Origin of the sequence: Aquibacillus kalidii, assembly GCF_014280935.1 — a bacterium.
In the GTDB taxonomy this organism is placed as follows: Bacteria; Bacillota; Bacilli; order Bacillales; family Amphibacillaceae; genus Aquibacillus_D; species Aquibacillus_D kalidii.
On record NZ_JACLZI010000007.1, the window covers coordinates 1 to 22,945 of the forward strand.

A 22,945-nucleotide genomic window follows, 5' to 3' on the forward strand; every position below is an offset into this window, starting at 1 on the left:
GAACAGCACGCGTCCGAAGACCCCGGAAGAAGCGTTCTTTGCTGATGAGGAGGCTGAGGCCGTGCCCACGAAAAGCGGAGTATTCTGCCGAAGCGGAGTGAACGCACCCATCAAATAAGTAAATAAGAGAATTACTTACTGGTGATTCTATACATATTCCGCCATTGCAACTTGCTATTATTAGGTAACAAAAAAGGCTTACTATGAAAAGCAAGCCTTTTTTGTCGTTTATATTTATCAATCATTAATTACTAAGCTATCTATATGACCAAATGTTAGATTATTTTCACCTTTACCATACTTTTTCTCTAGAATATCTTTTCCTTCCTCATCATTTGGCTCTCCATTAAGTTCATAAGAATTCGCAGTAAGTTTAACATTCGCCGAACTAACATCACTTATAAAACTGTATTCTGTAGATTCTATGTACCAATTTGCTTTTAGACTAGTTAAAGAAACATTTGCTTTATTTATCCAAGACCTTACCTCTACTTCCACCTTTCCCGGAACAGAAATAGTTGGATTGTATTCTGCGTAACCATAGCCCATTCCAACTCGGTTTGGCGCATCTAGAAATTGAACATATAGCGTATTATCAACACGATGGATAGATACAACATCCTCCCTTGTAATTTCTACTTTAGGCTGTTTAGTGGAAGTATATACACCAAAGATACTTAAGTCATCAGAATTGTTTGCCTCTAAAGTCACAGATGTATTACCTGGTTCTATCACAACTTTCTCAATCGTTTGATCTAACTTTTCTGTTATTTCTGGCAGGGTACCTTGGACCTCTTCTGCACTCACAGCTGTCTCTACTACATTCAGGATACCAGTTGTTGAGACTACGTATATACCGATGGAGACAACCCCCAAGCAACAAATAAAGAAAATAGAAAAGATGTCGTATTTAACAACAGGATGCTCCTGTTTAGATAAAATGAGATATGCAACTATTTCTATCCCTAACACAATTAATACAGTAGGTACCCAAATTAATGATGTCATCACATAATCCCATTGATTCATTTGTACGAGAACTAGAACTACACCGAGAAATATTAATAAAATCCCCATTGAAAAAGAGCCTACTCGCCATTGCCTCATTTACTACCATCCCCTTTTTTACGTTTAGAACCAGCGATTAATTTAATACCTCCTCCAATGAACAATAAACAAACGAGTGATACTTGGAAATATTGCTGATAATAATACCAGAGGTCAATATGGTAGTACCTTAATAAACGTTCCGCAAAGGTAGGTAAAAGGACAGAGTCAAGTAAATAAAAAACACCGAGAACAACTAAAGCAATCCCTATCCATTTTTGATTGTTGATTAGATATTTAATAACGGGAACATCTTCTAATTCCTCTTCCTCGTATTTACTCGCTAACTGCAGTGCATCAAAGAAACTATAAAACCAGATAATAGGAATTAAAAACAGGAAGATCGATAGATGCAAAACATCTAATACGTAGACAGAAAGTAAGAATGCCGCCATCAATTGAAGGCCTCTTTTTTGTAATCCAAGATACATATGGCCAGCCCCCGGAAAAATGGATAGTACTGTAGCTAGCATTTTGCTTTTTTTTCCGTCCTGACGGAAGCTTTCCAAATCATCCATTATCGTCTTATCCTCTAATGGAACTCCTGCTTGTTTTTTATTAAGTTGTCCGATCGCATCAAATAAGCTGTATATCCAAATAATAGGAAGAGCTAACAGAAAAATCATAAATACATCACTCGTCGTCACACTTACAAATACGACCATTGTGATTATCCCAAAAAATCCCGTCAGAAACGTTAGCCCACGTTGATTTAACCCTAAATGGAAATGACCTACTCCCGGTATAAAGGAAAGCATGATCGTGAAAAAACGCTCATTTTGTGTTTCGGCTGAAACAGGTTGATAATTTAAGGAATCAGGTTGTTTGTTATTCAATTGTTGTGTAGTATCTGGTATGTGCATACTTCTAAACAATGAAATGATAATATCAAGCATATTCAGTCCCCAAGAAAGTGCTGCAATTGCTAAGAAAAATATTAATACTTCATCACTGAAAAGCATGATATCTGTTATAAACGCTAGCCCTAGGGCACCAAAAAATACGAAGGGATACAAAAGCCCTCTAATCTTTTTACCAATATACAAATGTCCAGCTCCTGGGATAAATGCCAGTAGGAATGCAGTAAATGGCGATTTTCTCATTGTGAATTGTCCCCCTTTATATAGTCCATGATGTTATTAGTTTGTTTCATTAATTGATCCGTAATGGAAGGCTTATGCTCCATATCACTTAAATCAGTGATGTTAATAAAACTCTGAAATGCTCCTGTCATCATTAAGACAATTGTTAAACCAGCTGCGAGCATATAGTGTGTCATTGTCCTTTTGGCTTGTTGTTGGTAAGAGTTCTGATTTTCTTTCATGTGGAATGCGTGCTTTATATCAATTTCCTTAAGAGTGTTATCAACAAAATGATCTGAAACATTAAGATCATAACTGTGTGCATCCATTAGGTTTAAATATGCTTCAAGACAATGTTCACAATAGCCAAGATGATCTTCAATAAGTTCTTGTTGTCTAGCGTCTATCTCCAAGTTAATATAGCTTACTAACATCTTTTCCGCTAAATGTTCCACTAGAAATCCTCCTCCTTCCAATTTGCCTTCATCCATTTTCTAGCTCGATACAGGCGCATTTCCACTGTCTTTTCTTCAATCGCTAGCTTTTCTGCAATTTCTGAATAAGATAATCCCTCAAAATAATAACAACTTACTGTATCTCTTAACTTTTCAGGCATCTTTTTAATAGAATTATGTACATTCTTTACTCTCTCTTTACCGATATATTCTTCTTCTACACTTTCACCCTTACTAAGGTGGAAATCCTGTTCAAAAAAGATTAGATCTTCCTTTTGTCTTTGCTTTTTCCGCTTATAATCGATTGCTTTATTAAGTGCTATCCTGCTTAGCCATGTTTTAAATCCTTGAGACTGATAGGAGTCGAGAGCATCAATCATTTTAATAAAGGTTTCTTGTGCAAGATCTTCGGCTAGCTTTTCATCATGTACCACGTTAAACGTCACTTTAAATACGTAATTTTTATACCGTTCAATCAGTACACGCAACGCCTGCTTATTACCTGCCTTTACTTTTCGAATTAATTGGTCATCAAGAATGATACTCTCCCCCCTTTCTTCTGCTCACTACATAGACGAAACAAAAACGGCTATTCCCTACATTTAATTTGAAATTTAAACATAAAAATAAACTAACTGACAAATGCCAGTTAGTTTTGCTTGTGTACAGATACTTGATTTCTACCATTATTTTTTGCCTGATACAGTGCTTTGTCAGCTAAGTCGATCAAATCGTTCTCGAGCATATTAATCGAATGCTGTACACTTGCGATACCAATTGAAATACTCACTATCCCTTTCTTTGTCTTTAAGTGAGTAATTTCTAACTGCTCAACACGTTTCCTCAATTTTTCCGCAAACTCTTTTGCACTCCTAGTATTTTGAGGGAGGATTACAGCAAATTCTTCCCCACCATACCTAGCAAATACAGACGAAGGATCCATCATCTCCTCAATAGCCTCTGTGATCTTTTTTAACGTTTGATCTCCAGCCAAATGCCCATAGATGTCATTAAAAAGTTTAAAATGATCAATATCGAACAATAGTAGGGATAAGTCTGTCTTGGTTTGTTTTGCGTGCGTAAGCTGGGCAGTTAATGCTTGGTCAAAAAACCTCCGATTCGCCACACCCGTTAGTCCGTCCACATTGGATAAGTACGCTAATCTGTGTTCGATATTTTTACGTTCTGTTATATCTCTTGTAACAAGCACAACCTTTGAGACTTTTCCATTTTCCGTAACAGGCGTAGCAACCATTTCTTTGTACACCCAGTTATTAACCGGGTATTCCCACCGAAATTCTGTTACCATTTCAGCTCTAGTCTTAATTACACCCAGAAACGATTCACAAACTGCCCTTATATCTTCAGGGTGAATTCTTTTCATAAGGTCTCTATTACTTTTGATTTTGGATAGATCTAAACCAAAAGATTTTGTTGATGGCGATGCATAGAGGATGGTAGCCGTTGTATCCATAACGGTTATTCCGTCTGACATATTTTCCGTAATCAGTCTTAGACGCTCCTCATTAATTCTGGTCTTCTCTTGTGAATAACTTGCCTTAATTAAGTAGTTGACTATTCTATAAATGAAGAATGCGCCCATAATTCCTATCAACCAGAACACCGCTAATACTACAATTAACGTTTTGACAGCATCAATTAGTACAATGCCCATTATTGAAGTAGATATTAAACAGTAAAGGAGAATATAGATCCATCTTCTCTTTGACTTTACAAAGGTAACGATTAACCCACAACCTATTGACATGTTTACAGCATTCATCGCACCATATAAAGATGGAATATCTATATTATTAATAAATGTGTACCTAAATAAAGCCATTATAGATCCAGTTATAAGCGCAGCGGGTAAACCTCCAAACATCGCACTTAGCATGATGGAAAAATGCCTGAGATCTACTAACACCCCCGAGTTATCTATCTGAAAACCATATAACATCACAAGAGATCCTACAATTCCCTCTACTACACCAATTATTATTCGGTCCTTAAGAGGGAAAATTCTCGCTTCAATCGCATAGAAATTCTCTAATCGTGAAGCATTGGAAAAGATTGTGTTTATTAGGATAATGGATGAAGTGAAAATTGCTAGGTTCGCAACCAGATCACGAAACAAACTAATAATCATTTTCTTTGCCTCCAAACATGTTTACTTATAGTAGAGGCTCCATGCATTCTCTTTGTTCATTCTTAGCTGAATTAACTAACGAACTAACATTATAAGCGTCTAATAATTCACTAGAAGGTAGGTGACTAAGGAACTGCCCGACTTCATCGGGATCACGAGTTTGCGGATTTATCCAGTATTCTTCTTCCTTTTTAGGTAGAATAACGGGCATACGATCATGGATTGGTTCCATAAACTTATTTGCTGACTTCGTTAAGATCGTACAGGTGAATAATTGTTCTTCACCCTGTTCCCATTTATCCCACAGACCAGCAAAGGCAAACAGTTTTCTATCTTTAAGTGAAATTCGTTTCGGTTGCTTTCCATTTTCACTTTTCTGCCATTCATAAAAACTGTCGGCAACAATTAAACAGCGCTTCTTCGCTAATAGTTTCTTAAAACTAGGTTTTTCATGCGCAGTCTCACTTCGCGCATTGATCATTTTATAGCCAATTTTCGTATCTTTTGCCCATGAAGGTACTAGTCCCCATTTTAGAAAACCGACCCTTTTTTTCTTCCCATCATGAATAATGGCTAACACATTCTGGCCAGGAGCAATATTGTACCTTGGCTGGAAGCCTATTATCTCATCATTCAACTCATATTCTTTTAATATTTCTAACTCACTTGCATCCATGGTAAATCGCCCACACATTGTACCACTTCCTTTTTTTAACTAGAAGTAAATTAAGATGCTTGGTCATCTAGTTGCAACAAAGCTTTTTCTACTGCTAATTGTAAATCTTTCGCTAGTTCTTGACTCTTTTTCCCTTGATAATACTCTGGCAAAAAGGGATCGCATATTTCAATCGAAACAGATGCAGGACTAATCCTACCTTCATTCTCTTCCAAAATTTTATAAGTACCATTAATGGCTACAGGAACTATTGGTACTTTTGCTTTCATACCTAATTGTAGGCTCCCGGCCTTAAACTCACCAACATGATTATTTCTGCTACGAGTACCCTCAGGAAAAATAACCATAGAATGTCCATTTTGTAAATGACTAGTCCCCTGCCTAATGACTTGAATCGCTTCCCTGCGATTGGCACGATTAATAAATACGCAATGTAGCATTTCCATCCAGTTACTTATAATTGGGATTTTTTTAATTTCGGCTTTCGCTATAAACCCTATTGGTTTCCCAACGTAACCTAGAAGCACTAAAATATCAAATAGGCCTTGATGGTTAGCTACAAATAAAACTGGTCCTTCAGGTAATTTTTCATTCCCAACTACCGTAACGCTTGAGCCTGTTTTAGCCAATACTTTTTGTGAAACCATCTTTGGAGTTTCAAATATTTCTTCATATTTATGCTTATCATTCGTTTTTTCTTTACGTTTCGCTCGAACAAGGTTTGGAATACTATTTAACACTAATAAGACTGCATATCCATATACAATCAGACTTTTCATATGACTCTCCCTTTCTATAGTTAGATAGCCAACTATATTATACAGCCTTGTTACGATAACAAATAGTTAATTATTTAATATTTTAAATGATAGAACACTTATTTACGAAAAAGGTTATTTATTTTCCCCTGATATTGTTTAAATACACTCGTCTTTGAAAAGTTCCGTTTTTCGATTAGCATACGATAATGAATTTCTTTCTCTGTTAATTTTTTTTCATACTTTTCCTTTTCGTCCTTATCTTCACATGATGCAATTAACTCTCTTAAGGACACTAACTCTTTATTTAACTTTACCTCTTCTGGTAAATATCCAGAGTTCTTCATCATATGATAACTCATCCGCATATCCTCAGGGACTTTTGAAATATCCTCCAGGTTTAAAGGCTTTCCTTTACCAGGCAATTTATCCAATTCACCATCACGAATTGCTTGTTTTATTTTTTCCTCTGCCATATTAGAGATAAAATCCATCTGCTTATCTTTTATCCCCTTTCTAATTTTTCTACTTTCTTCTGTATCGATGCTCTTAACGTTTCTGCAAGTGAATTAACCTTTAATATTTTCTTAAACTTAGACAAATTAGTTCGATCATGAAATAAGGCTTGATGAACGTATGCAACACTAACCCTATGCTCATCTTGCTCAAGAAGTGTTAAATGATCTTCAGGTGACACATAGCCTTCATGAATAACTCTAAAATAATATCCAGTGAATCCTGTTTCTGTCACAATAGCTGGCATGTCTTTAATTTGATGCACCTCTGCAATTTTATAGCAGGGTTGTCTTGGTTGGGAGATTTGAATAACGGCATCACCTAGTAAAAAGCGATCTCCCAGATGTACCTCTTGCTCACCCAATCCCATAATTGTTATATTTTCTCCAAATGAGGGCATTTTAAATACACGATTATATTTTTTATTCCAATATGAGTAGTGTTGATGATTATACATTAACAATGCTTTATCTTCTCCACCATGATTTTTAAGATCTGCTTGCCCGTCTCCCTCAAAGCCAGTTTTGGAAAGCCATATTGGTGTATCAACTGCTGATTTGATGAAGCCAGTAGTCAATTCTTTTCCATTTATTTTATATTGTTTAGGCAAACCAATATTTAGCGAAATGATTTGATAGTCCATTTTCAAAACCACCTAAAATTATTTTTGTTCTATGTAACAACTAATCTCCATATTATATATAATAGCGAGTGGAGATGAAAACCTCCACCTAAAAACAGGACCCTTTTCATACAATTTCTTTGATGTTACAATGGCTCCGAAACATGTTATAAATTTGGGAGAGGATGATAGGTATGCATATAGGTAGTAAAGGTTGGTACGTAGAAAAGCTTAAAGAAAACGGTGTGCGTCGTATTGAAGGACGTAAGATTGAAAAGTACAAAACACACGTACTTGCAAACCTATTAGAAGAAAAACAAGGTTAAAAAACCCTAATTTTACTAGTTAAAAAGCGGGATAAATGCATCCCGCTTTTTTTTAATGGAAAATTTCCATTTTTTACTACCACTTATACCCCCATAATTATTAGCAATAATGAGAAATGCTATAAATAGAAAAATCACATCGATGGAGGAACACTAATGTTTTCAAATGCAGAGATTGGAATTGACTTAGGAACCGCTAATATCCTCGTTTACACTAAAGCAAAAGGAATTGTATTAAATGAACCGTCTGTTGTCGCAATAGATATAAGAACAAATCAAGTAGTTGCGGTAGGTGCTGAAGCGAAAGAAATGATTGGTAAAACACCAAGAAATATTGTCCCCATTCGCCCATTAAAAGATGGTGTTATTGCGGATTACGACGTGACAGCACAAATGTTGAAAGAAATCCTTAAAAAAGTAAGCAAAAAAGTAGGGTTATCTATGCGTAAACCTACTGTTGTAGTATGTACACCATCAGGAAGTACAACTGTCGAGAGAAGAGCTATCCACAATGCCGTAAAAAGTTTTGGTGCTAAGGAAGTACACTTAATCGAGGAGCCAATCGCAGCTGCTATAGGTGCAGACTTACCCGTCGAAGAACCGATAGCTAATGTTATTGTAGATATTGGCGGTGGCACTAGTGAAGTTGCGATCATTTCCTTCGGTGGTGTTGTGTCTTGTCGATCTGTAAGAACTGGTGGAGATAAAATGGATGAGGAAATTGCACAATATATACGAAAACAATTCAATATTCTTATCGGTGAGCGGACAGCTGAAAATATAAAGATGGAAATTGGTTATGCATTAATTGATCACGAAGAGGAATCTATGGATGTACGCGGAAGAGATTTATTGACAGGTTTACCAAAAATCATTACGGTAACGTCTACACAAATTCAACAGGCAATCAGAGAGTCTTTAGAGTCTATTTTAGAAACCGTACATGCTACTTTAGAAAACTGCCCACCCGAGTTAAGCGGGGATATAGTTGACCATGGAGTTACGATTACAGGTGGTGGGTCATTAATTAAAGGTATGCAAGAATGGTTAGCAAATGAAATTTCTGTTCCTGTACACCTAGCACCACACCCATTAGAATCAGTAGCAATTGGTACTGGAAGATCTTTAAAAATGATCCATAAGCTACAAAAAGCAGTCAAATAAATGGTTTATAAGGAGTGAAAAAAAGTATCCTATCAACAAGGATACTTTTTTCAAAAGCCATTTATAGGCTTGCTTAATTACAAACCTTTTTAACAGATTTCTTCTTTAAGAAAAACTTTAAATTGAGATTTATTTACAATTCCTGATTGTCTAAAAGGGATTTTAGCGTTGCCATTTCTTCAGATGACAGTGTTATACCTTTTCCCATTTTTTCATGGTCAGGTGCCCAGTCCCTTATATCATATTTCGGTTCTCGACCATTCCAACTCACCAAATTAACTTCCTTTTTCCATCCCTTTGGTGATTCACCGATAACTCCTATGTTTTTTACAATTTCATATTTTAATTCAGCCATATTTTTCTACCTCCATCACAACTTTAATACTTACGGTTCATATTTGTTATACTTACTATAACATTAAAAGGGGGCGTCTATAATGAAACAAGATTTCAATCTACATTCTACAAAGAAACAAGAGTTAATTTATGAGATACAACAGTTTTACATAACCGAGTATCAGGAAGAAATAGGAAACATTAAAGCATCGATTATTCTAGAATTTTTCATGGATAAATTGGCTCCGACTTTTTACAACCTAGGTATAGACGATGCACATTCTTATCTTAGTGACAAATTAGAGGATATATTTGAAATCCAAAAAAAGCTAGATTAATTGGTCAGTTGGCTAGGTTTCCTGTCATCTGGCTTTTATTATGTACAAGCTTAAATCTTTCCCCCACTTTATTATACTTTTATCTAGCTTCATTCCTATTTTCTCCGCTACACGGACAGAAGCATGATTAGCCGGGTCAATAATGGACACGAGTTGATCAACCTTTAATTTTTCAAATCCGTAGTCACGACATGCTTTAGCTGCTTCTGTTGCATACCCGCTTCCCCACTTTTCCCTAATAAATAAGTATCCAATCTCCATTTGAACCATCCCATCTATCTTTTGCGGAACGACGCCACACTGCCCTAGAAATTCACCAGTATGTTTGTCTTCAACTATCCATAAGCCAACTCGAAATGTATGGTAGTTATTAATTGTCCAGTTTATCCATCTAATCGTTTCTTCTTGATCTTTTACGTTTGGGTAGTACCTCATCGTTTCTGGGTCTGAAAAAATTTTAAGGAGGTTTTCTTTATCTCTCATATTCATTTTTCTTAACCTAAGTCTATTTGTCTCGATTATTGCAGTCATCTTACTTCCCCCCCTCGATTATTACTAACCAGATTATCCATCATCCCACAATTTAGCATAAAGATAACTATTACCGTAAAAAATTGTTTGTAATAGAGAACAACAGTATCAAATCGTCTTATAGTGTACCAAATATATCCAAATATGGAATAATAACAATCCTTTCCTTCTCATATGTCTCATTTACTCATATTTGCGCCATTTATCGTGTTTTTTAAAGAACAAGATGTGCTATATAATGAACATATAGTTCTTTTTTACAGTATACATAGAGAATGAGGAGAAAAGATGATAGGTGAAAAAATTAAAAAATTACGTAAAAAGAAAGGATACTCCGTTACAAAACTTGCTGCACTTGCTGACATATCTAAGTCCTATTTAAGTTACATTGAAAGGGGTATTCAGCTAAACCCGTCTTTGCAAGTTTTGTCTAAAATTGCTCTTACCTTAAATACTAACGTTGAATATTTACTAGATAATCATTCTCTCCAATCAGAGGAAGAGTCTCTTCACGTGAGCCAACAGCAAAAAAGGATTGATGATGACTGGGAAAATCTTTTAAAAACAGCTATATCTGAAGGGATGAGTAAAGAGGATTTTGTTCAGCTAACTGAATTTATAAGGTTTAAAAATGCTCAAGAAACTTCTATTAAAAAGCCCTAGGAGGAGAATAAATGTATCCGTTAAATCATGTTAATAAAAGTACAGAAGTAGAATGGATAAAATTAATATGGATTGCAAAGGAAATGGGCATGACAATAGAAGAAATACGTTCATTTTTACAGATAAACCCTCTGAAGCATGAACAAACTCCCTAGATTGAAGTAGATACCCCTTTAACTAACTGCTTTAAAGGGGCTAATATACTTAATTAAATGACCACTCTGATAATGAATTAATAGCATAAGTAGGTTGTATTTCTTTACTTAGTAGATGTTCTTTAGTTGTGACACCTGTATGTACTAATAAGGAGTCGATCCCTGCGTTAATACCTGCAAGGATATCTGTATCGTAATTGTCCCCAACCATTAATGTTTCTTCTTTAGGTGTACCCAGTACCTCTAGCGCCTGTTCTACAATGATCGGCTCTGGCTTTCCTATAAATTTAGGCTTTACCCCCGTAGTAACTGAGAGTACAGAAATTAGAGATCCTGCCCCAGGTAAGAACCCCCTCTCAGTTGGTAAAGCTATATCCCCATTTGTAGCTACAAAGCGGGCACCTGCTCTAATGTTTAATGCTCCAATGGCTAGTTTTTCATAATTAATAGCCCGATCGAGCCCCATAACAACGAAATCAGCATCTGACTCCACAATAGCTAATCCACATTCTTCTAGTGCCAAAGTTAATCCTTCTTCACCTATCGGGTACACGCTCGCATCTGGCTTTTGTTCGGCAATGAAACTTGCTGTAGCCATACTAGTAGTAAAAACATGTTCTGTAGTAGAAGGGACGCCCATCTTTGTTAATTTTTCAGACACCTTACTTGGATGAATCGTAGAATTATTGGTTAGAAATAGATAAGGCAGTTTTCTACGTTCCAATTCCTTAACAAATGTGATTGCTTCTTCTATCTTCTCTGTCCCCCTATACACAGTTCCATCTAAATCAATTAAGAAACCACTGTAAGATTTCATAAAATCCTCCTACTTTTTAGAATATTCAATGTATTTCTGTTGTTATTTATCAAACAAATGGTACTATAGTAAATACAATAGAAACTTAAGTGAAATTATAAACTTTTTTCCACACTAATGTAAAACAGTTTATAAGCAGTAATATACATGATATTGTATAATAAGGATTACTCATTAAAAAAACGTAATTATCACACGTTGTCTCGTAAAGTGTAAGTGTAACTACATATAAATGTGTGATAACTATTACAAATAGAAAGGTAGTTAATTTCAATGACAACGAATACCCCTAAAGCAGTTATTGTGATTTTTGGTGCAACTGGAGATCTAGCTAACAGAAAATTATATCCATCTATCTACAGATTATATCGTAACGGAAAACTATCCGATAACTTCGCAGTTGTTGGTGTAGCTAGACGACCATTAACAAATGATCAGTTTAGAGACAATGTTAAAGAGTCTATAAGTCATTTTGATGATCCAAATATAGATCCAGATAGCTTTGCAAATCATTTTCATTATAATCCATTCGACGTACAAGATTTAACACATTATCAGGAGCTTAACAAATTTCTACAGACATTGGATGAGGAATACCAAACAGAGGGAAATCGATTATTCTATTTGGCAATGGCTCCAAATTTCTTTGGAACGATTGCAGCAAACCTTAAGTCAGAAGGTCTTACAGCTACAGAAGGTTGGACAAGACTCGTTATTGAAAAACCATTTGGTCACAATTACGAATCTGCTGAAGTATTAAACAATCAAATTCGTGAGGCTTTCACTGAAGACCAAATTTACCGCATTGATCACTATTTAGGAAAAGAAATGGTACAAAACATTGAAGTAATCCGGTTTGCAAATGCTATTTTCGAGCCTTTATGGAATAACCAACATATCTCTAATATCCAAATCACTTCAAGTGAGGTACTTGGTGTTGAAGATCGCGGACGATACTATGAATCATCAGGTGCACTTCGTGATATGGTCCAAAACCATATGTTACAAATGCTAGCACTACTTGCAATGGAACCACCTATTAAATTAACTCCAGATGAAATACGTAGTGAAAAGGTAAAAGTACTTCGCGCTGTTAAGCCTATGGAAGTAGAAGATGTAGATAATTATTTCGTTCGTGGACAATACGATAAGGGTATTGTTGAAGGCGAAGAAAAACCAGCATATCGTGAAGGAAATTCAGTTGATGAGAACTCCAATACAGAAACATTTGTAGCGGGTAAATTGTTAATCGATAATTTCCGATGGGCTGGCGTACCATTCTATATTCGTACAGGAAAAAGAATGAAGAAAAAATCAACGGAAATTGTCATTCAGTTCAAGGATTTACCGATGAACTTGTATTATGATAAGGGTGACAATATTCATCCAAATTTATTAGTTATCCATATTCAGCCACACGAAGGGATTACACTTCATCTGAATGCTAAAAAAGGTGATTATGGTACGACATCAACACCTATCAAACTAAATTATAACAACAATAGTAATGATAAAATGAACACACCGGAAGCATATGAAGTATTATTACACGATTGTATGCGTGGTGATTCCACAAACTTTACCCATTGGGATGAAGTAGCCCTTTCGTGGAAATTTGTAGATATCATATCTAAAGCATGGGGAAACAAGTCTGCAGACCAATTCCCTAACTATGAATCAGGTACAAACGGTCCGAAAGAATCTGACGCGTTGCTACAAGAAGATGGCTTCCACTGGTGGGCTGTAACACCTGAAGAAGACTAATCACATCATAGCAACTGTCTCATTTATTATACCCTTTTATAAGTAAAGTACCTCACTTGGTTGGTTTCGCTATATAGCATTTAACTCAACCAGGTGTCCTACTTATAGTAAGTTAGTATTTGAATACTTTAATTATAACCTTAGTGTTTCAAGCTATTAAACACTAAGAAACAAAGAAAAGCAGAGTGCTTAGAAGCACTCTGCTTTTCTTTGTTTCTTATCGGATTGCTAATCTATTCTTTTCGTAGATTGACGGTATTGTATCGTATAAGGAACTATAATCCGTTTTGCAGGTTCTTCCTTATTTCTCGCTTTTTCAATCAAACACCTTGCTGCTTGCACACCAAGTGTGTATATTTGAATATCTACCGTTGTTAATGGTGGACGTGTTATTTCAGACAAATAAACATTATTAAAGCTTGTTATCGAAACATCCTCAGGTACGCTTAATCCCATTTCTTCTAACATATTAATAACACCTAGACTCATTAAATCATCAGCAATTACAAGACCGGTAGGAGGCGCCTCTAATGAGAATAGCCGTTCCACAGCCTTCCGTCCACCTGACTTTAAGAACTCAGCCTGTACCTTATACTCCTCTGGGCTAGGAAATCCAGATTCCTTAATAGCTGATTCATAACCTTGTAATCGATCTACGGTCACTACCAAATCTGTAGAACCACCGATGAAGGCAATATGTTGGTGCCCAAGCTCAATTAAGTGGTTCGTCAGTTCTTTACTTGCCTTAAAGTTGTCGTTATCAACATAAGTGATTTCATTTTCTTGATCATATGGTTTACCAACAACAACAAACGGGAATTTCGTGTCCAACAAAAAGTTCATTACCGCATCCCCAACACGAGAGTACAATAGTATAATTCCATCGACGCGGTTACCTTGAACCATTCGTTTAACTTCTTCAAATAATTCTTCTTCCGTACCACCAGTTGAAACATATAAAGAGTATTCTGTTTCATGTGCAAAAGAGCCAATACCTCTTAGAATCTCTGGAAAGAATGGATTTTGTAATGCCTTGTCAGCGGAAGACGGCATGACTACTCCGATAGCCTGTGTAGACCTAATCGCTAAATTCCGAGCATTAACGTTAGGATGGTAACCTAACTCTTTCATCGACTTTCGCACCCTCTTTTTTGTTTCTAAGCTGATGCGAGGATTATCTGCAATAACTCTAGAAACAGTTGATGGTGCAACGCCTGCCGCTTTCGCAACATCTTTGATTGTGACTGCCATAATTTCCACCCTTTAACTAGTTCTATAACTTCCTCAACTGGTCAAGCTATTATTTACATTATAAGCTACATGTTTCTATAAATAAATATGAAATCGGTTTATCAGGGAATTTCTTCCTTATGCTTGACTTTCTTTTTATACACCATTAGTTCCACAACAAAGACTATCACCGCCGTAATAAGCACTCGGTCGTTCGGATTTGCCTCAAAGACATTAGAGGTATCACCATTTTCAAAACAATCTACTGTATCTGTTCACTTACCAATCCTGTTCTTTTGCTTCCACTACCTGTATTGAAGTAGAAACGAGAGAACAAGAAGTATCGGCATTAATAAATACTTTAATCTCATCTCTCGTTTTTTCACACCTCATTTCTACTTATCCTTTTGTCGCACCAGCAGTTAAACCACCAATTAGATATCTTTGTAATATCAAGAAAACTAATGCAATTGGCAAAGCAATTAGAATTGCACCAGCTGCGAATACAGTAAAATTAGTAGAGAATTGGTCATTAATAAAGTTATATAACCCTAATGCTAACGTGTATTTTTCTGGACTTGTTAACACGATTCTTGGTAATAAAAAGTCCATAAAGGGTGCCATAAAGTTGAATAATGCAACAACCGCCAGAATTGGTTTCGCTAGTGGAAGCATGATTGTCCAGAAAATTCGTAAATGCCCTGCTCCATCAATTTTAGCAGCTTCATCTAGCTCTTTTGGAATGGTATCAAAATAACCTTTTACTAACCACGCATTAAATGGTATTTGTCCACCTAAATAAATAATGGTTAGGCCAATTAGGGAATCACTTAAACCTACTGTAGTTAGAAGGATGTATAAGGCAACCATTCCCATTAGTACCGGAAACATTTGTAGTAACAAAAACATGTATAAACCGTATTTTCTACCTACGAATTTGTATCTAGAAAAGGCGTAGGCAACAAATGATGTTAGCACTACTGATCCTAATGCGTTAGCAATAGCAACCCCTAGACTATTTTTATACCATGTAACATAATCACTATTTGGATCAGTAAACAACCACTTGTAATGCTCTAAGGTTGGATTTTCTGGAATTAACTGCGTCACGAGCATGTTTGAGCCTGGATTTAAACTCATGGCAATAGTCCAAACTAATGGATATCCGATTACAATAAACATTACTAAAAAGAACAAATATATGAACGTTACTTCTATTTTTGATTTTGTCTTTGCTTTCATAGCCATTAGTAACGCCCCTCCTCTTTGAATGATGCTGTTTTTCTGAATTGGAAAAATGCAAAAGCAGATATAATAATTCCCATGATGATGGTGATGGCTGCTGCCATATTATAGTTATTCGTTTCAAAGGTTAACTTGTATACCCATGAAATAAGAATATCAGTACCACCAGCGTTTTGACCACGAACTGCTGGATTACCTTCATTAAATAGATAGATAATGTTAAAGTTATTGAAGTTTTGAGCATATTGCATAATCAATAACGGGGCAGTTGCAAACAAAACGTGCGGTAAGGTAATAAAGCGGAACTTTTGCCATCTTGATCCTCCATCAACATCCGCAGCTTCATACATATCGGAAGGTACACTTTGAAGAACCCCTGTAAAAAGCGCAAACACAAACGGGAAGCCTAACCAGGTTTGGATCATAATTAGTGCAATTTTAGCCCAAAACGGATCTGTCAACCACGGAATCATTAAATTGAATTGACTCAAGATATCACGGTTTATAGCACCAAAAGTCGGGTTAAACAAGGCTGAAAATATCAAGATAGAAACAAACGCAGGTACTGCCCAAGGTAAAATAAGTACAGTACGGATCGTTCTCTTAAACTTAATACGTTTGTCATTTACGAGTAATGCCAAGAATAAACCAAGAACAATTTGTAAAGTAGTTGCTACTACCGTCCAAACAACAGTCCAAGTGAACACACTTAAGAAAGTGTCTTTCCAAATATCTACATTTACCAGACTCACAAAGTTATCAAATCCAACCCAGTTTAGAAGATTTCTAGGTGGCGCATTATATTGATTATAGTCTGTAAACGCTAAACCGATCATAAAGGCTAATGGTACAACTACAATAAATAAAAGCATGATCAATCCTGGTATTACCATGAAGTATGGGAAACCTTTATCATAAAAGTCACCAGCCGCCTTCAAAAAGGTAGGTTTTGGTCTTCCCACTTCCCTAGCTTTAGCGTCACTTCTTGCATCTAAGAGATTATAAATATAAAAAGAGATCCCAAACAGCAGAACAATGATGGAAATTAAGCCTTGAATTAGTAATTGAATTGAGTGATGTTCTCTAGGTACTGTACCAAGAGTAAATAAGCCCCAGATACCGATATCAATATAATTCCAAGTGGTCACAAGGAATGATGCGGCAATTATAAAGATCAGTATCCCTTTGAAAAAGCGTCGATTGTACAATTGCCCTAAACCTGGAACAATGGACAGTAACATCGCTATATTTCGAGGCTGTTTTAAATCAAATCTACTTTCACTATTTGTAGCCACGATTGTCCCCTCCTAAAAAAAACTAAGTTAACGCCAGAGCGATTCCCTAGTTTATCTTTACTTATTATTGGTGTTTATTTTTCAAAATAATTGCTATCTATCACTTATTAGATAAAAATGATATATGGAAAGAATGAACCTTCCCATATACCATTTAGATATTTCGTTACTCAGTCGCTCCTGATGCCGCAATATTATCTTTAATTGTTTGTACAGCTTCATTTAATACATCTTCAACAGGTTCTCCTTTAGAGATGAATGAAAGCGCATTGTTAATTGGGTCCCAAACTTGTTGCATAGCCGGTACTGCTGGCATTGCTTCACCGTATGTTGCTTGCTCAGCAAATGCAGAGTAAATTGGGTCTTCTGCAATTAAAGGATCGTCAATTGAATCTACACGTGCAGGCATTTCCCCTGCAACTTCGTAATAAGTCATTGCATTTTCTGTATTAGTCATAAATGCCATAAGATCTTGCGCCCACTCTTTATTCTCAGAGTAGTAAGAAAGCATGTATGATTTTACACCAACAAATGATTTTGGATGTTCACCGTTATCAAGTACTGGAAGTGGAGCGGCTACCAAGTCTTCTCCAATTGCATCAGAATACTCTCTAACCATCCATGGGCCATTAATAACTGCAGCCACTTTACCTTCTTTAAATAAACCATTCATAATATCTGGTGTTAGGTCTTGTGGGATATATCCGTTTTCATACCATGATTGGATTAATTTCCCACCTTTTACAGCACCTTCATTATTTAAACCAATATCATTGATATCGTAATTACCATTTTCATTTGCAAACACATACGCACCATTACCAGAGAAGAATGGGTATGTGAAATAGAAGTTAGCAGCTTCCATTAAGAAACCATATTTATCTTCACCAGGAACTGTTTTTTCTTCAGCAATTGTCATTAAGTCGTCCATTGTAGCAGGAGCCTCATCAACTAGTGCTTTATTATAGAATAATGCATATGTTTCTGTTACTGCCGGGTAACCCCAAACATCACCGTCATATGTTACCGCATTTACTGCAGTTTCCGTATACTCAGATTTCTTTTCACCTAGGTTTACCGGATCAACCAATCCACGTAGTACTAAATCACCGATACGATCGTGCGGTTGGAAGATGATATCAGGACCATTTCCAGCAGGACCTTCAACGTCTAATTTTTCAATCTGATCAAGCATGTTAATTGGAATCGCTTCCACTTCAATGCCAGTTTCTTCCGTATATTTGTCTGTAATTTGTTTTACAGCTTGTTCTTGTTTTTCTTCTGCGTTAACCCAAATTGTTAACTTTTCTGGTTTTTCAGGCATCGCTGCTTCTTCAGATCCACCTTCATTTGTTTCTTCGTTTTTTCCTTCAGAATCTTTTTCTGTGTTTGATTCTTCAGGTCCACATGCTGCTAGTATCCCAATAATAAGGATTAAGCTAAGTAATGTTCCTAACCACTTCTTCATGTAATTAACCTCCCAATATTTTATATAAGTTTCGGATAGACAATCATATTTGTGAAAACGATTGCGCATATCTTGTTTCTCATTATACATACCTTAAATGAGTTTGACAACCTTAAAATTATAAAATATTATTTTTATTAATTTGTTATATAATTAACATAGGTAACGCTTACAGTATACTGGTAAATTTGTTATAATTACTTTACTTCTATATAGTAAGAATAGATTAAACAGGAAAAGCATCCTGTGATCACACATATAACATATCTAAAAATGTCTAACGTTGTGCAATCGTTTGTACAAAGAAGGAGGAACTCAAGTTGAATAAAGCAGCAATTTACCATCGTCCGAAAAACAATTTCGCCTATGCTTATGACAAGGAAACACTTCATATCGTTCTTCAAACTGCGAAAAATGACCTTCAATCTGTTGATTTAATTTATGGCGATCCCTACGCTTGGGAAGAAGGAAGATGGACTAATCAAACTTTAGAAATGAAAAAATCTGGTTCCACAGAGATCCATGATTACTGGTTCGTCTCTATTAAACCAACCTATCGCAGAATGAGATATGGTTTTCAATGTACGTCTAGTGAAGAAATAGCATTCTATACCGAGAGAGGTTTTTATAATGAAAAACCTAGCGATGTTGGTTACTATTTCAACTTTCCATATTTGCATGAAGTTGATATCTTCACTGCTCCAGAGTGGGTAAAGGACACGGTCTGGTATCAGATTTTCCCTGAAAGATTTGGTAATGGTGATACCAAAACTGATCCAGAAGGAACCCTTCCTTGGGGAAGCACTGCACCAACACCCACTAACTTTTTTGGCGGAGACTTCCAAGGTGTCTTGGACCATCTTGACTACTTAGAAGATTTAGGGATTACTGGTATCTATTTTACCCCCATATTCAAAGCTTATTCTAACCATAAATACGACACGATTGATTATATGGAAATTGATCCACAGTTTGGAGATAAGGAAACTTTCCGCAAGCTAGTCAAAGAATGTCATAGCAGAGGAATTAAGGTCATGTTGGATGCAGTATTTAATCATAGTGGCTACTATTTTAATGCTTTTCAAGATGTACTGAAAAAGCAAGAGAAATCCAAGTACAAAGATTGGTTCCATTTATGGGATTTCCCTGTCCAAACAGAACCATCACCAAACTATGATACTTTCGGCTTCTTTTCTGCTATGCCTAAATTAAACACCGTTAATCCAGAAGTGAAAGACTACTTATTAAAGGTAGCTCGTTATTGGATAGAAGAGTTTGATATTGACGGCTGGAGACTGGATGTAGCTAATGAGGTAGACCATTCTTTATGGAGAGAATTTAGAACTGTTGTAAAACAGGCAAAACCCGATGTCTATATCTTAGGCGAGATTTGGCATGACTCGATGCCATGGCTACAAGGAGATCAATTTGATGCAGTGATGAATTATCCTTTTACAAATGGTGCAATTGACTTCTTTGCCAAACAAGAGATAACAACAAAAGAATTTGCAGACAGCATTACAAATGTCTTACACATGTATCCAGCTACAGTAAATGAAGTTTCCTTTAACTTATTAGATAGTCATGATACACCTAGAATTCTAACCTTAGCAAATGAGGATAAACGCCGTGTTAGATTACTATACTTATTTCAACTCTCCTTTATCGGAACACCTTGTATCTATTATGGTGACGAGATTGGAATGGCTGGTGGACAAGACCCTGGTTGCCGGGAATGTATGGTTTGGGACCAAGATAAACAAGATCAAGCATTATTCGCTTTTGTGAAACAATTAATTCATTTACGCAAAACAGTACCTGCTTTTGGTAATGAGGGAGAATTCCATTTTATTACTACTAATCAGGAAAGTATTGTAACCTATCAAAAATCTACAAAAGAGCAGCAGCTTATCTTTATACTAAACAATTCAAATGAATCGAAACAAGTTAATGCTGATTTTCTATCCAATAAGAAAGTAACCAATTTGATATCTAGAGAAAATCATACATTTACTGATCAAGCTCAATTGGAATTGGAAGCCTATGGATTTAAGTGTTTGCAGATTTTATAAAAGGGAGTCTTCTAAATGACCAAAGCATGGTGGAAAGAAAGTGTTGTTTATCAAATATACCCACGAAGTTTTAATGATAGTAATGAGGATGGGATTGGAGATATCCAAGGTATCATAGAAAAGCTCGATTATTTAAAAGAACTGGGGATAGATGTCATCTGGCTATCACCGGTTTACCAATCCCCTAATGACGATAACGGGTATGATATTAGTGATTATCAAGCTATTATGAGTGAATTCGGAACACTAGATGATTGGGATCAACTCATTGAGGAAATGCACAAACGAGACCTGAAGCTGCTAATGGACCTTGTTATTAATCATACATCTGATGAACACGCATGGTTTATCGAATCAAAAAAGTCTAAAGATAATCCGTATCGTGATTATTATATTTGGCGCCCTGCCAAAAATGGAAGGGAACCAAATAACTGGGAGTCTGCTTTTGGTGGTTCTGCTTGGCAATATAACGAAACGACTGAAGACTACTTTCTGCATTTATTTTCTAAGAAACAGCCTGATCTCAATTGGGAAAACTCGAATATGCGAAACGATATTTACAAAATGATTAAGTGGTGGTTAGACAAAGGTGTAGATGGCTTTCGCATGGACGTGATTAACTTTATTTCTAAAGATCAAAGGTTCCCAGACGGTGATAATCCTGCGGGGGAACAGTATGCTTCAGGTGCAGACTATTATATGAACGGGCCAAAAATCCATGATTATCTACAGGAGATGCATCACGAAGTTTTACAACATTATGACATTATGACAGTTGGAGAAATGCCCGGAGCTACACCCGAAGAAGGTGTACTTTACACTGGAAAAGATCGAAATGAATTGCAAATGGTCTTCCATTTTGAACATATGGATATTGATGCTGGCCCTGGCGGAAAATGGAATGTTCAACCATGGTCTCTTGTTACGTTAAAAGACATATTATCGAAATGGCAAGAAGAGCTTGAAGAAGATGGTTGGAATAGCCTATATTGGAACAATCATGACCAACCTCGTGTCGTATCACGATTTGGGAATGACCAGAAGTATAGGGAGCTATCCGCCAAAATGTTAGCTACTACCCTTCATATGATGAAAGGTACTCCATACATCTATCAAGGAGAAGAGATTGGTATGACGAATGTTAATTTTAACTCCATAGATGAGTATCGTGATATTGAAACGTTAAATATGTATCAAGAGAAAATAGCCAATGGTTGGTCTGAGGAAAAAATAATGAACGCACTGCACAGTAAATCAAGGGATAACGCTCGAACACCCATGCAATGGGATAGTTCAGAACACGCTGGCTTTACGGGTGGCACACCATGGCTGCGAGTAAATCCAAACTATAAAACAATTAATGCAAAAGCAGCCATCGAGAATCCAAAATCTATTTTTCATTATTATAAACAGCTTATAGCACTAAGAAAAAAGCACGATATTATTGTGTATGGGAAATATGAGTTATTGCTAAAAGAAAGCGCTGAGATATTTGCTTATACAAGAACATTAAACGAGGAGAAACTAATAGTTATCAGTAATTTCACTGATAAAGATATCAATTTTACAATTCCTTCTAGTTGCAAAGACTATTCATCAAGTAAGTTATTAATTAGTAATTACCAAGCAACAGATCAACTAGAAGACTTCACGCTCAAACCATATGAGTCAAGAGTTTACCATTTATCAAAATAGGTCCTAAATTAGGAAAAGCCAGGAAAACTAAGTTTTCCTGGCTTCATTTTTGTTTCTTTATGATAGACGTGGACAGCATCTAACGTCTATATTTTTTAAATAACCGCGGTAATATTTCCACCTGGAATTTTAAACCTAAACGATGTAAGCCCTACCTCTCTTACATCCTTACGACTCCGAAGTCGATCCAGTGTGAATAAGTCTTTCTATTAAAAACTATGGCAGATTGCCAGCATTTATTTGTCAGCATGTTTGACGAATGAAATATCATTATATAACAATTTCCTGTTTCTGTAAAGAGTCTTTGTTATATTTAGGATAAACACCGAGTAAATGATATAGTTGGTTTAAAAATAACACAAACTATGTTGCTTTCAGTATGACGCAGTTGAGATAAAATACGTAATAACTTCTATAAAACCTTTGGAAACTGCTTGAACTCGTTCCGGCAGAATACTCCGCTTTCCGTGGGCACGGCCTC

Annotated in this window: 24 protein-coding genes; 8 read left to right on the plus strand and 16 right to left on the minus strand. The window is 36.1% G+C overall.

Annotated features, from left to right (window positions below; all coding sequences use genetic code 11):
• Positions 1-237: 237 nt before the first annotated feature.
• The 9 genes from H7K77_RS00865 to H7K77_RS00905 form a co-directional block, all read right to left on the minus strand.
• Positions 238-1,107: a hypothetical protein gene (locus tag H7K77_RS00865; protein ID WP_186575826.1), complete on the minus strand. Its 870-nt coding sequence runs from the start codon at positions 1,105-1,107 to the stop codon at positions 238-240.
• The gene (locus tag H7K77_RS00870) at positions 1,104-2,210 is read right to left on the minus strand and encodes a hypothetical protein (RefSeq protein ID WP_186575827.1); all 1,107 of its coding nucleotides are present in this window, start codon (positions 2,208-2,210) and stop codon (positions 1,104-1,106) included. The genes H7K77_RS00865 and H7K77_RS00870 overlap by 4 nt, the downstream gene beginning before the upstream one ends.
• Positions 2,207-2,644, minus strand: coding sequence for a hypothetical protein (locus H7K77_RS00875; protein ID WP_186575828.1), 438 nt, complete (start codon positions 2,642-2,644; stop codon positions 2,207-2,209). Before H7K77_RS00875 ends, H7K77_RS00870 begins: the two co-directional genes overlap by 4 nt.
• Positions 2,644-3,186: an RNA polymerase sigma factor gene (locus H7K77_RS00880; protein WP_328700985.1), complete on the minus strand. Its 543-nt coding sequence runs from the start codon at positions 3,184-3,186 to the stop codon at positions 2,644-2,646. Before H7K77_RS00880 ends, H7K77_RS00875 begins: the two co-directional genes overlap by 1 nt.
• A 107-nt stretch (positions 3,187-3,293) precedes the next feature.
• Positions 3,294-4,793 (minus strand): diguanylate cyclase domain-containing protein, encoded by a 1,500-nt coding sequence (locus H7K77_RS00885; RefSeq protein WP_186575830.1) that lies wholly within the window; start codon positions 4,791-4,793, stop codon positions 3,294-3,296.
• A gap of 25 nt (positions 4,794-4,818) precedes the next feature.
• Positions 4,819-5,487 carry an SOS response-associated peptidase gene (locus tag H7K77_RS00890; RefSeq protein ID WP_186575831.1) on the minus strand — a complete coding sequence of 223 codons (669 nt, stop codon included), beginning with the start codon at positions 5,485-5,487 and terminating at the stop codon, positions 4,819-4,821.
• 32 nt (positions 5,488-5,519) lie between these two features.
• Positions 5,520-6,248, minus strand: a complete 729-nt coding sequence (locus tag H7K77_RS00895) for a lysophospholipid acyltransferase family protein (protein WP_186575832.1) — start codon at positions 6,246-6,248, stop codon at positions 5,520-5,522.
• Between the two features lie 98 nt (positions 6,249-6,346).
• On the minus strand, positions 6,347-6,703 hold the full coding sequence (locus H7K77_RS00900) for a DnaJ family domain-containing protein (RefSeq protein ID WP_235988791.1): 357 nt from the start codon (positions 6,701-6,703) through the stop codon (positions 6,347-6,349).
• Between the two features lie 29 nt (positions 6,704-6,732).
• Positions 6,733-7,386 (minus strand): MOSC domain-containing protein, encoded by a 654-nt coding sequence (locus H7K77_RS00905; protein ID WP_186575834.1) that lies wholly within the window; start codon positions 7,384-7,386, stop codon positions 6,733-6,735.
• Between the two features lie 173 nt (positions 7,387-7,559).
• Here H7K77_RS00905 and H7K77_RS00910 point away from each other — a divergent pair, with 173 nt between their 5' ends.
• Positions 7,560-7,691, plus strand: a complete 132-nt coding sequence (locus tag H7K77_RS00910) for a YflJ family protein (protein ID WP_186575835.1) — start codon at positions 7,560-7,562, stop codon at positions 7,689-7,691.
• A gap of 156 nt (positions 7,692-7,847) precedes the next feature.
• Positions 7,848-8,855: a rod-share determining protein MreBH gene (gene mreBH / locus H7K77_RS00915; protein WP_186575836.1), complete on the plus strand. Its 1,008-nt coding sequence runs from the start codon at positions 7,848-7,850 to the stop codon at positions 8,853-8,855.
• Positions 8,856-8,988: 133 nt separating this feature from the next.
• Here the strand turns inward: mreBH and H7K77_RS00920 are convergent, their stop codons facing one another.
• Positions 8,989-9,210 carry a YdbC family protein gene (locus tag H7K77_RS00920; RefSeq protein ID WP_186575837.1) on the minus strand — a complete coding sequence of 74 codons (222 nt, stop codon included), beginning with the start codon at positions 9,208-9,210 and terminating at the stop codon, positions 8,989-8,991.
• An 82-nt stretch (positions 9,211-9,292) separates the two neighbouring features.
• On the opposite strand from H7K77_RS00920, the gene H7K77_RS00925 reads away from it, so the two are divergent.
• A complete protein-coding gene (locus H7K77_RS00925; protein ID WP_186575838.1) occupies positions 9,293-9,529 on the plus strand; it encodes a DUF2164 family protein in 237 nt (78 codons plus the stop codon).
• Positions 9,530-9,553: 24 nt separating this feature from the next.
• Here the strand turns inward: H7K77_RS00925 and H7K77_RS00930 are convergent, their stop codons facing one another.
• Positions 9,554-10,060 carry a GNAT family N-acetyltransferase gene (locus H7K77_RS00930; RefSeq protein ID WP_186575839.1) on the minus strand — a complete coding sequence of 169 codons (507 nt, stop codon included), beginning with the start codon at positions 10,058-10,060 and terminating at the stop codon, positions 9,554-9,556.
• A 288-nt stretch (positions 10,061-10,348) separates the two neighbouring features.
• Here H7K77_RS00930 and H7K77_RS00935 point away from each other — a divergent pair, with 288 nt between their 5' ends.
• Together H7K77_RS00935 and H7K77_RS00940 are read left to right on the plus strand one after the other, a co-directional pair.
• A complete protein-coding gene (locus H7K77_RS00935) occupies positions 10,349-10,723 on the plus strand; it encodes a helix-turn-helix domain-containing protein (protein ID WP_186575840.1) in 375 nt (124 codons plus the stop codon).
• An 11-nt stretch (positions 10,724-10,734) separates the two neighbouring features.
• Positions 10,735-10,878 carry an anti-repressor SinI family protein gene (locus tag H7K77_RS00940; protein ID WP_186575841.1) on the plus strand — a complete coding sequence of 48 codons (144 nt, stop codon included), beginning with the start codon at positions 10,735-10,737 and terminating at the stop codon, positions 10,876-10,878.
• Positions 10,879-10,927: 49 nt separating this feature from the next.
• Here the strand turns inward: H7K77_RS00940 and H7K77_RS00945 are convergent, their stop codons facing one another.
• A complete protein-coding gene (locus H7K77_RS00945) occupies positions 10,928-11,695 on the minus strand; it encodes a TIGR01457 family HAD-type hydrolase (RefSeq protein WP_186575842.1) in 768 nt (255 codons plus the stop codon).
• A 273-nt stretch (positions 11,696-11,968) separates the two neighbouring features.
• Between H7K77_RS00945 and zwf the strand changes: the two genes are divergently transcribed.
• Positions 11,969-13,459, plus strand: coding sequence for a glucose-6-phosphate dehydrogenase (zwf, locus tag H7K77_RS00950; RefSeq protein WP_186575843.1), 1,491 nt, complete (start codon positions 11,969-11,971; stop codon positions 13,457-13,459).
• A gap of 228 nt (positions 13,460-13,687) precedes the next feature.
• On the opposite strand, the gene H7K77_RS00955 is transcribed toward zwf, so the two are convergent.
• The 4 genes from H7K77_RS00955 to H7K77_RS00970 form a co-directional block, all read right to left on the minus strand.
• Positions 13,688-14,710 carry a LacI family DNA-binding transcriptional regulator gene (locus H7K77_RS00955; RefSeq protein ID WP_186575844.1) on the minus strand — a complete coding sequence of 341 codons (1,023 nt, stop codon included), beginning with the start codon at positions 14,708-14,710 and terminating at the stop codon, positions 13,688-13,690.
• Between the two features lie 378 nt (positions 14,711-15,088).
• On the minus strand, positions 15,089-15,931 hold the full coding sequence (locus H7K77_RS00960; protein ID WP_186575848.1) for a sugar ABC transporter permease: 843 nt from the start codon (positions 15,929-15,931) through the stop codon (positions 15,089-15,091).
• A 5-nt stretch (positions 15,932-15,936) separates the two neighbouring features.
• The gene (locus tag H7K77_RS00965; protein WP_186575849.1) at positions 15,937-17,175 is read right to left on the minus strand and encodes a carbohydrate ABC transporter permease; all 1,239 of its coding nucleotides are present in this window, start codon (positions 17,173-17,175) and stop codon (positions 15,937-15,939) included.
• Positions 17,176-17,395: 220 nt separating this feature from the next.
• Positions 17,396-18,697, minus strand: a complete 1,302-nt coding sequence (locus tag H7K77_RS00970; RefSeq protein ID WP_186575845.1) for an extracellular solute-binding protein — start codon at positions 18,695-18,697, stop codon at positions 17,396-17,398.
• Between the two features lie 320 nt (positions 18,698-19,017).
• Here H7K77_RS00970 and H7K77_RS00975 point away from each other — a divergent pair, with 320 nt between their 5' ends.
• Together H7K77_RS00975 and H7K77_RS00980 are read left to right on the plus strand one after the other, a co-directional pair.
• On the plus strand, positions 19,018-20,769 hold the full coding sequence (locus H7K77_RS00975) for a glycoside hydrolase family 13 protein (RefSeq protein ID WP_186575846.1): 1,752 nt from the start codon (positions 19,018-19,020) through the stop codon (positions 20,767-20,769).
• 15 nt (positions 20,770-20,784) lie between these two features.
• The gene (locus H7K77_RS00980) at positions 20,785-22,464 is read left to right on the plus strand and encodes a glycoside hydrolase family 13 protein (protein WP_186575847.1); all 1,680 of its coding nucleotides are present in this window, start codon (positions 20,785-20,787) and stop codon (positions 22,462-22,464) included.
• The last annotated feature ends 481 nt before the right edge of the window (positions 22,465-22,945 follow it).

Excerpts from the sequence above, each read along its gene's own strand:
- H7K77_RS00885 (WP_186575830.1), bottom strand. The coding sequence starts at position 4,793 with ATGATTATTAGTTTGTTTCGTGATCTGGTTGCGAACCTAGCAATTTTC.
- H7K77_RS00960 (WP_186575848.1), bottom strand. The coding sequence starts at position 15,931 with ATGAAAGCAAAGACAAAATCAAAAATAGAAGTAACGTTCATATATTTG.
- zwf (WP_186575843.1), top strand. The coding sequence starts at position 11,969 with ATGACAACGAATACCCCTAAAGCAGTTATTGTGATTTTTGGTGCAACT.
- H7K77_RS00935 (WP_186575840.1), top strand. The coding sequence starts at position 10,349 with ATGATAGGTGAAAAAATTAAAAAATTACGTAAAAAGAAAGGATACTCC.
- H7K77_RS00940 (WP_186575841.1), top strand. The coding sequence starts at position 10,735 with ATGTATCCGTTAAATCATGTTAATAAAAGTACAGAAGTAGAATGGATA.
- H7K77_RS00865 (WP_186575826.1), bottom strand. The coding sequence starts at position 1,107 with ATGAGGCAATGGCGAGTAGGCTCTTTTTCAATGGGGATTTTATTAATA.
- H7K77_RS00895 (WP_186575832.1), bottom strand. The coding sequence starts at position 6,248 with ATGAAAAGTCTGATTGTATATGGATATGCAGTCTTATTAGTGTTAAAT.
- H7K77_RS00870 (WP_186575827.1), bottom strand. The coding sequence starts at position 2,210 with ATGAGAAAATCGCCATTTACTGCATTCCTACTGGCATTTATCCCAGGA.
- H7K77_RS00910 (WP_186575835.1), top strand. The coding sequence starts at position 7,560 with ATGCATATAGGTAGTAAAGGTTGGTACGTAGAAAAGCTTAAAGAAAAC.
- H7K77_RS00970 (WP_186575845.1), bottom strand. The coding sequence starts at position 18,697 with ATGAAGAAGTGGTTAGGAACATTACTTAGCTTAATCCTTATTATTGGG.
- H7K77_RS00905 (WP_186575834.1), bottom strand. The coding sequence starts at position 7,386 with ATGGACTATCAAATCATTTCGCTAAATATTGGTTTGCCTAAACAATAT.
- mreBH (WP_186575836.1), top strand. The coding sequence starts at position 7,848 with ATGTTTTCAAATGCAGAGATTGGAATTGACTTAGGAACCGCTAATATC.
- H7K77_RS00890 (WP_186575831.1), bottom strand. The coding sequence starts at position 5,487 with ATGTGTGGGCGATTTACCATGGATGCAAGTGAGTTAGAAATATTAAAA.
- H7K77_RS00925 (WP_186575838.1), top strand. The coding sequence starts at position 9,293 with ATGAAACAAGATTTCAATCTACATTCTACAAAGAAACAAGAGTTAATT.
- H7K77_RS00920 (WP_186575837.1), bottom strand. The coding sequence starts at position 9,210 with ATGGCTGAATTAAAATATGAAATTGTAAAAAACATAGGAGTTATCGGT.
- H7K77_RS00965 (WP_186575849.1), bottom strand. The coding sequence starts at position 17,175 with ATGTTACTGTCCATTGTTCCAGGTTTAGGGCAATTGTACAATCGACGC.
- H7K77_RS00930 (WP_186575839.1), bottom strand. The coding sequence starts at position 10,060 with ATGACTGCAATAATCGAGACAAATAGACTTAGGTTAAGAAAAATGAAT.
- H7K77_RS00900 (WP_235988791.1), bottom strand. The coding sequence starts at position 6,703 with ATGGCAGAGGAAAAAATAAAACAAGCAATTCGTGATGGTGAATTGGAT.
- H7K77_RS00945 (WP_186575842.1), bottom strand. The coding sequence starts at position 11,695 with ATGAAATCTTACAGTGGTTTCTTAATTGATTTAGATGGAACTGTGTAT.
- H7K77_RS00955 (WP_186575844.1), bottom strand. The coding sequence starts at position 14,710 with ATGGCAGTCACAATCAAAGATGTTGCGAAAGCGGCAGGCGTTGCACCA.
- H7K77_RS00980 (WP_186575847.1), top strand. The coding sequence starts at position 20,785 with ATGACCAAAGCATGGTGGAAAGAAAGTGTTGTTTATCAAATATACCCA.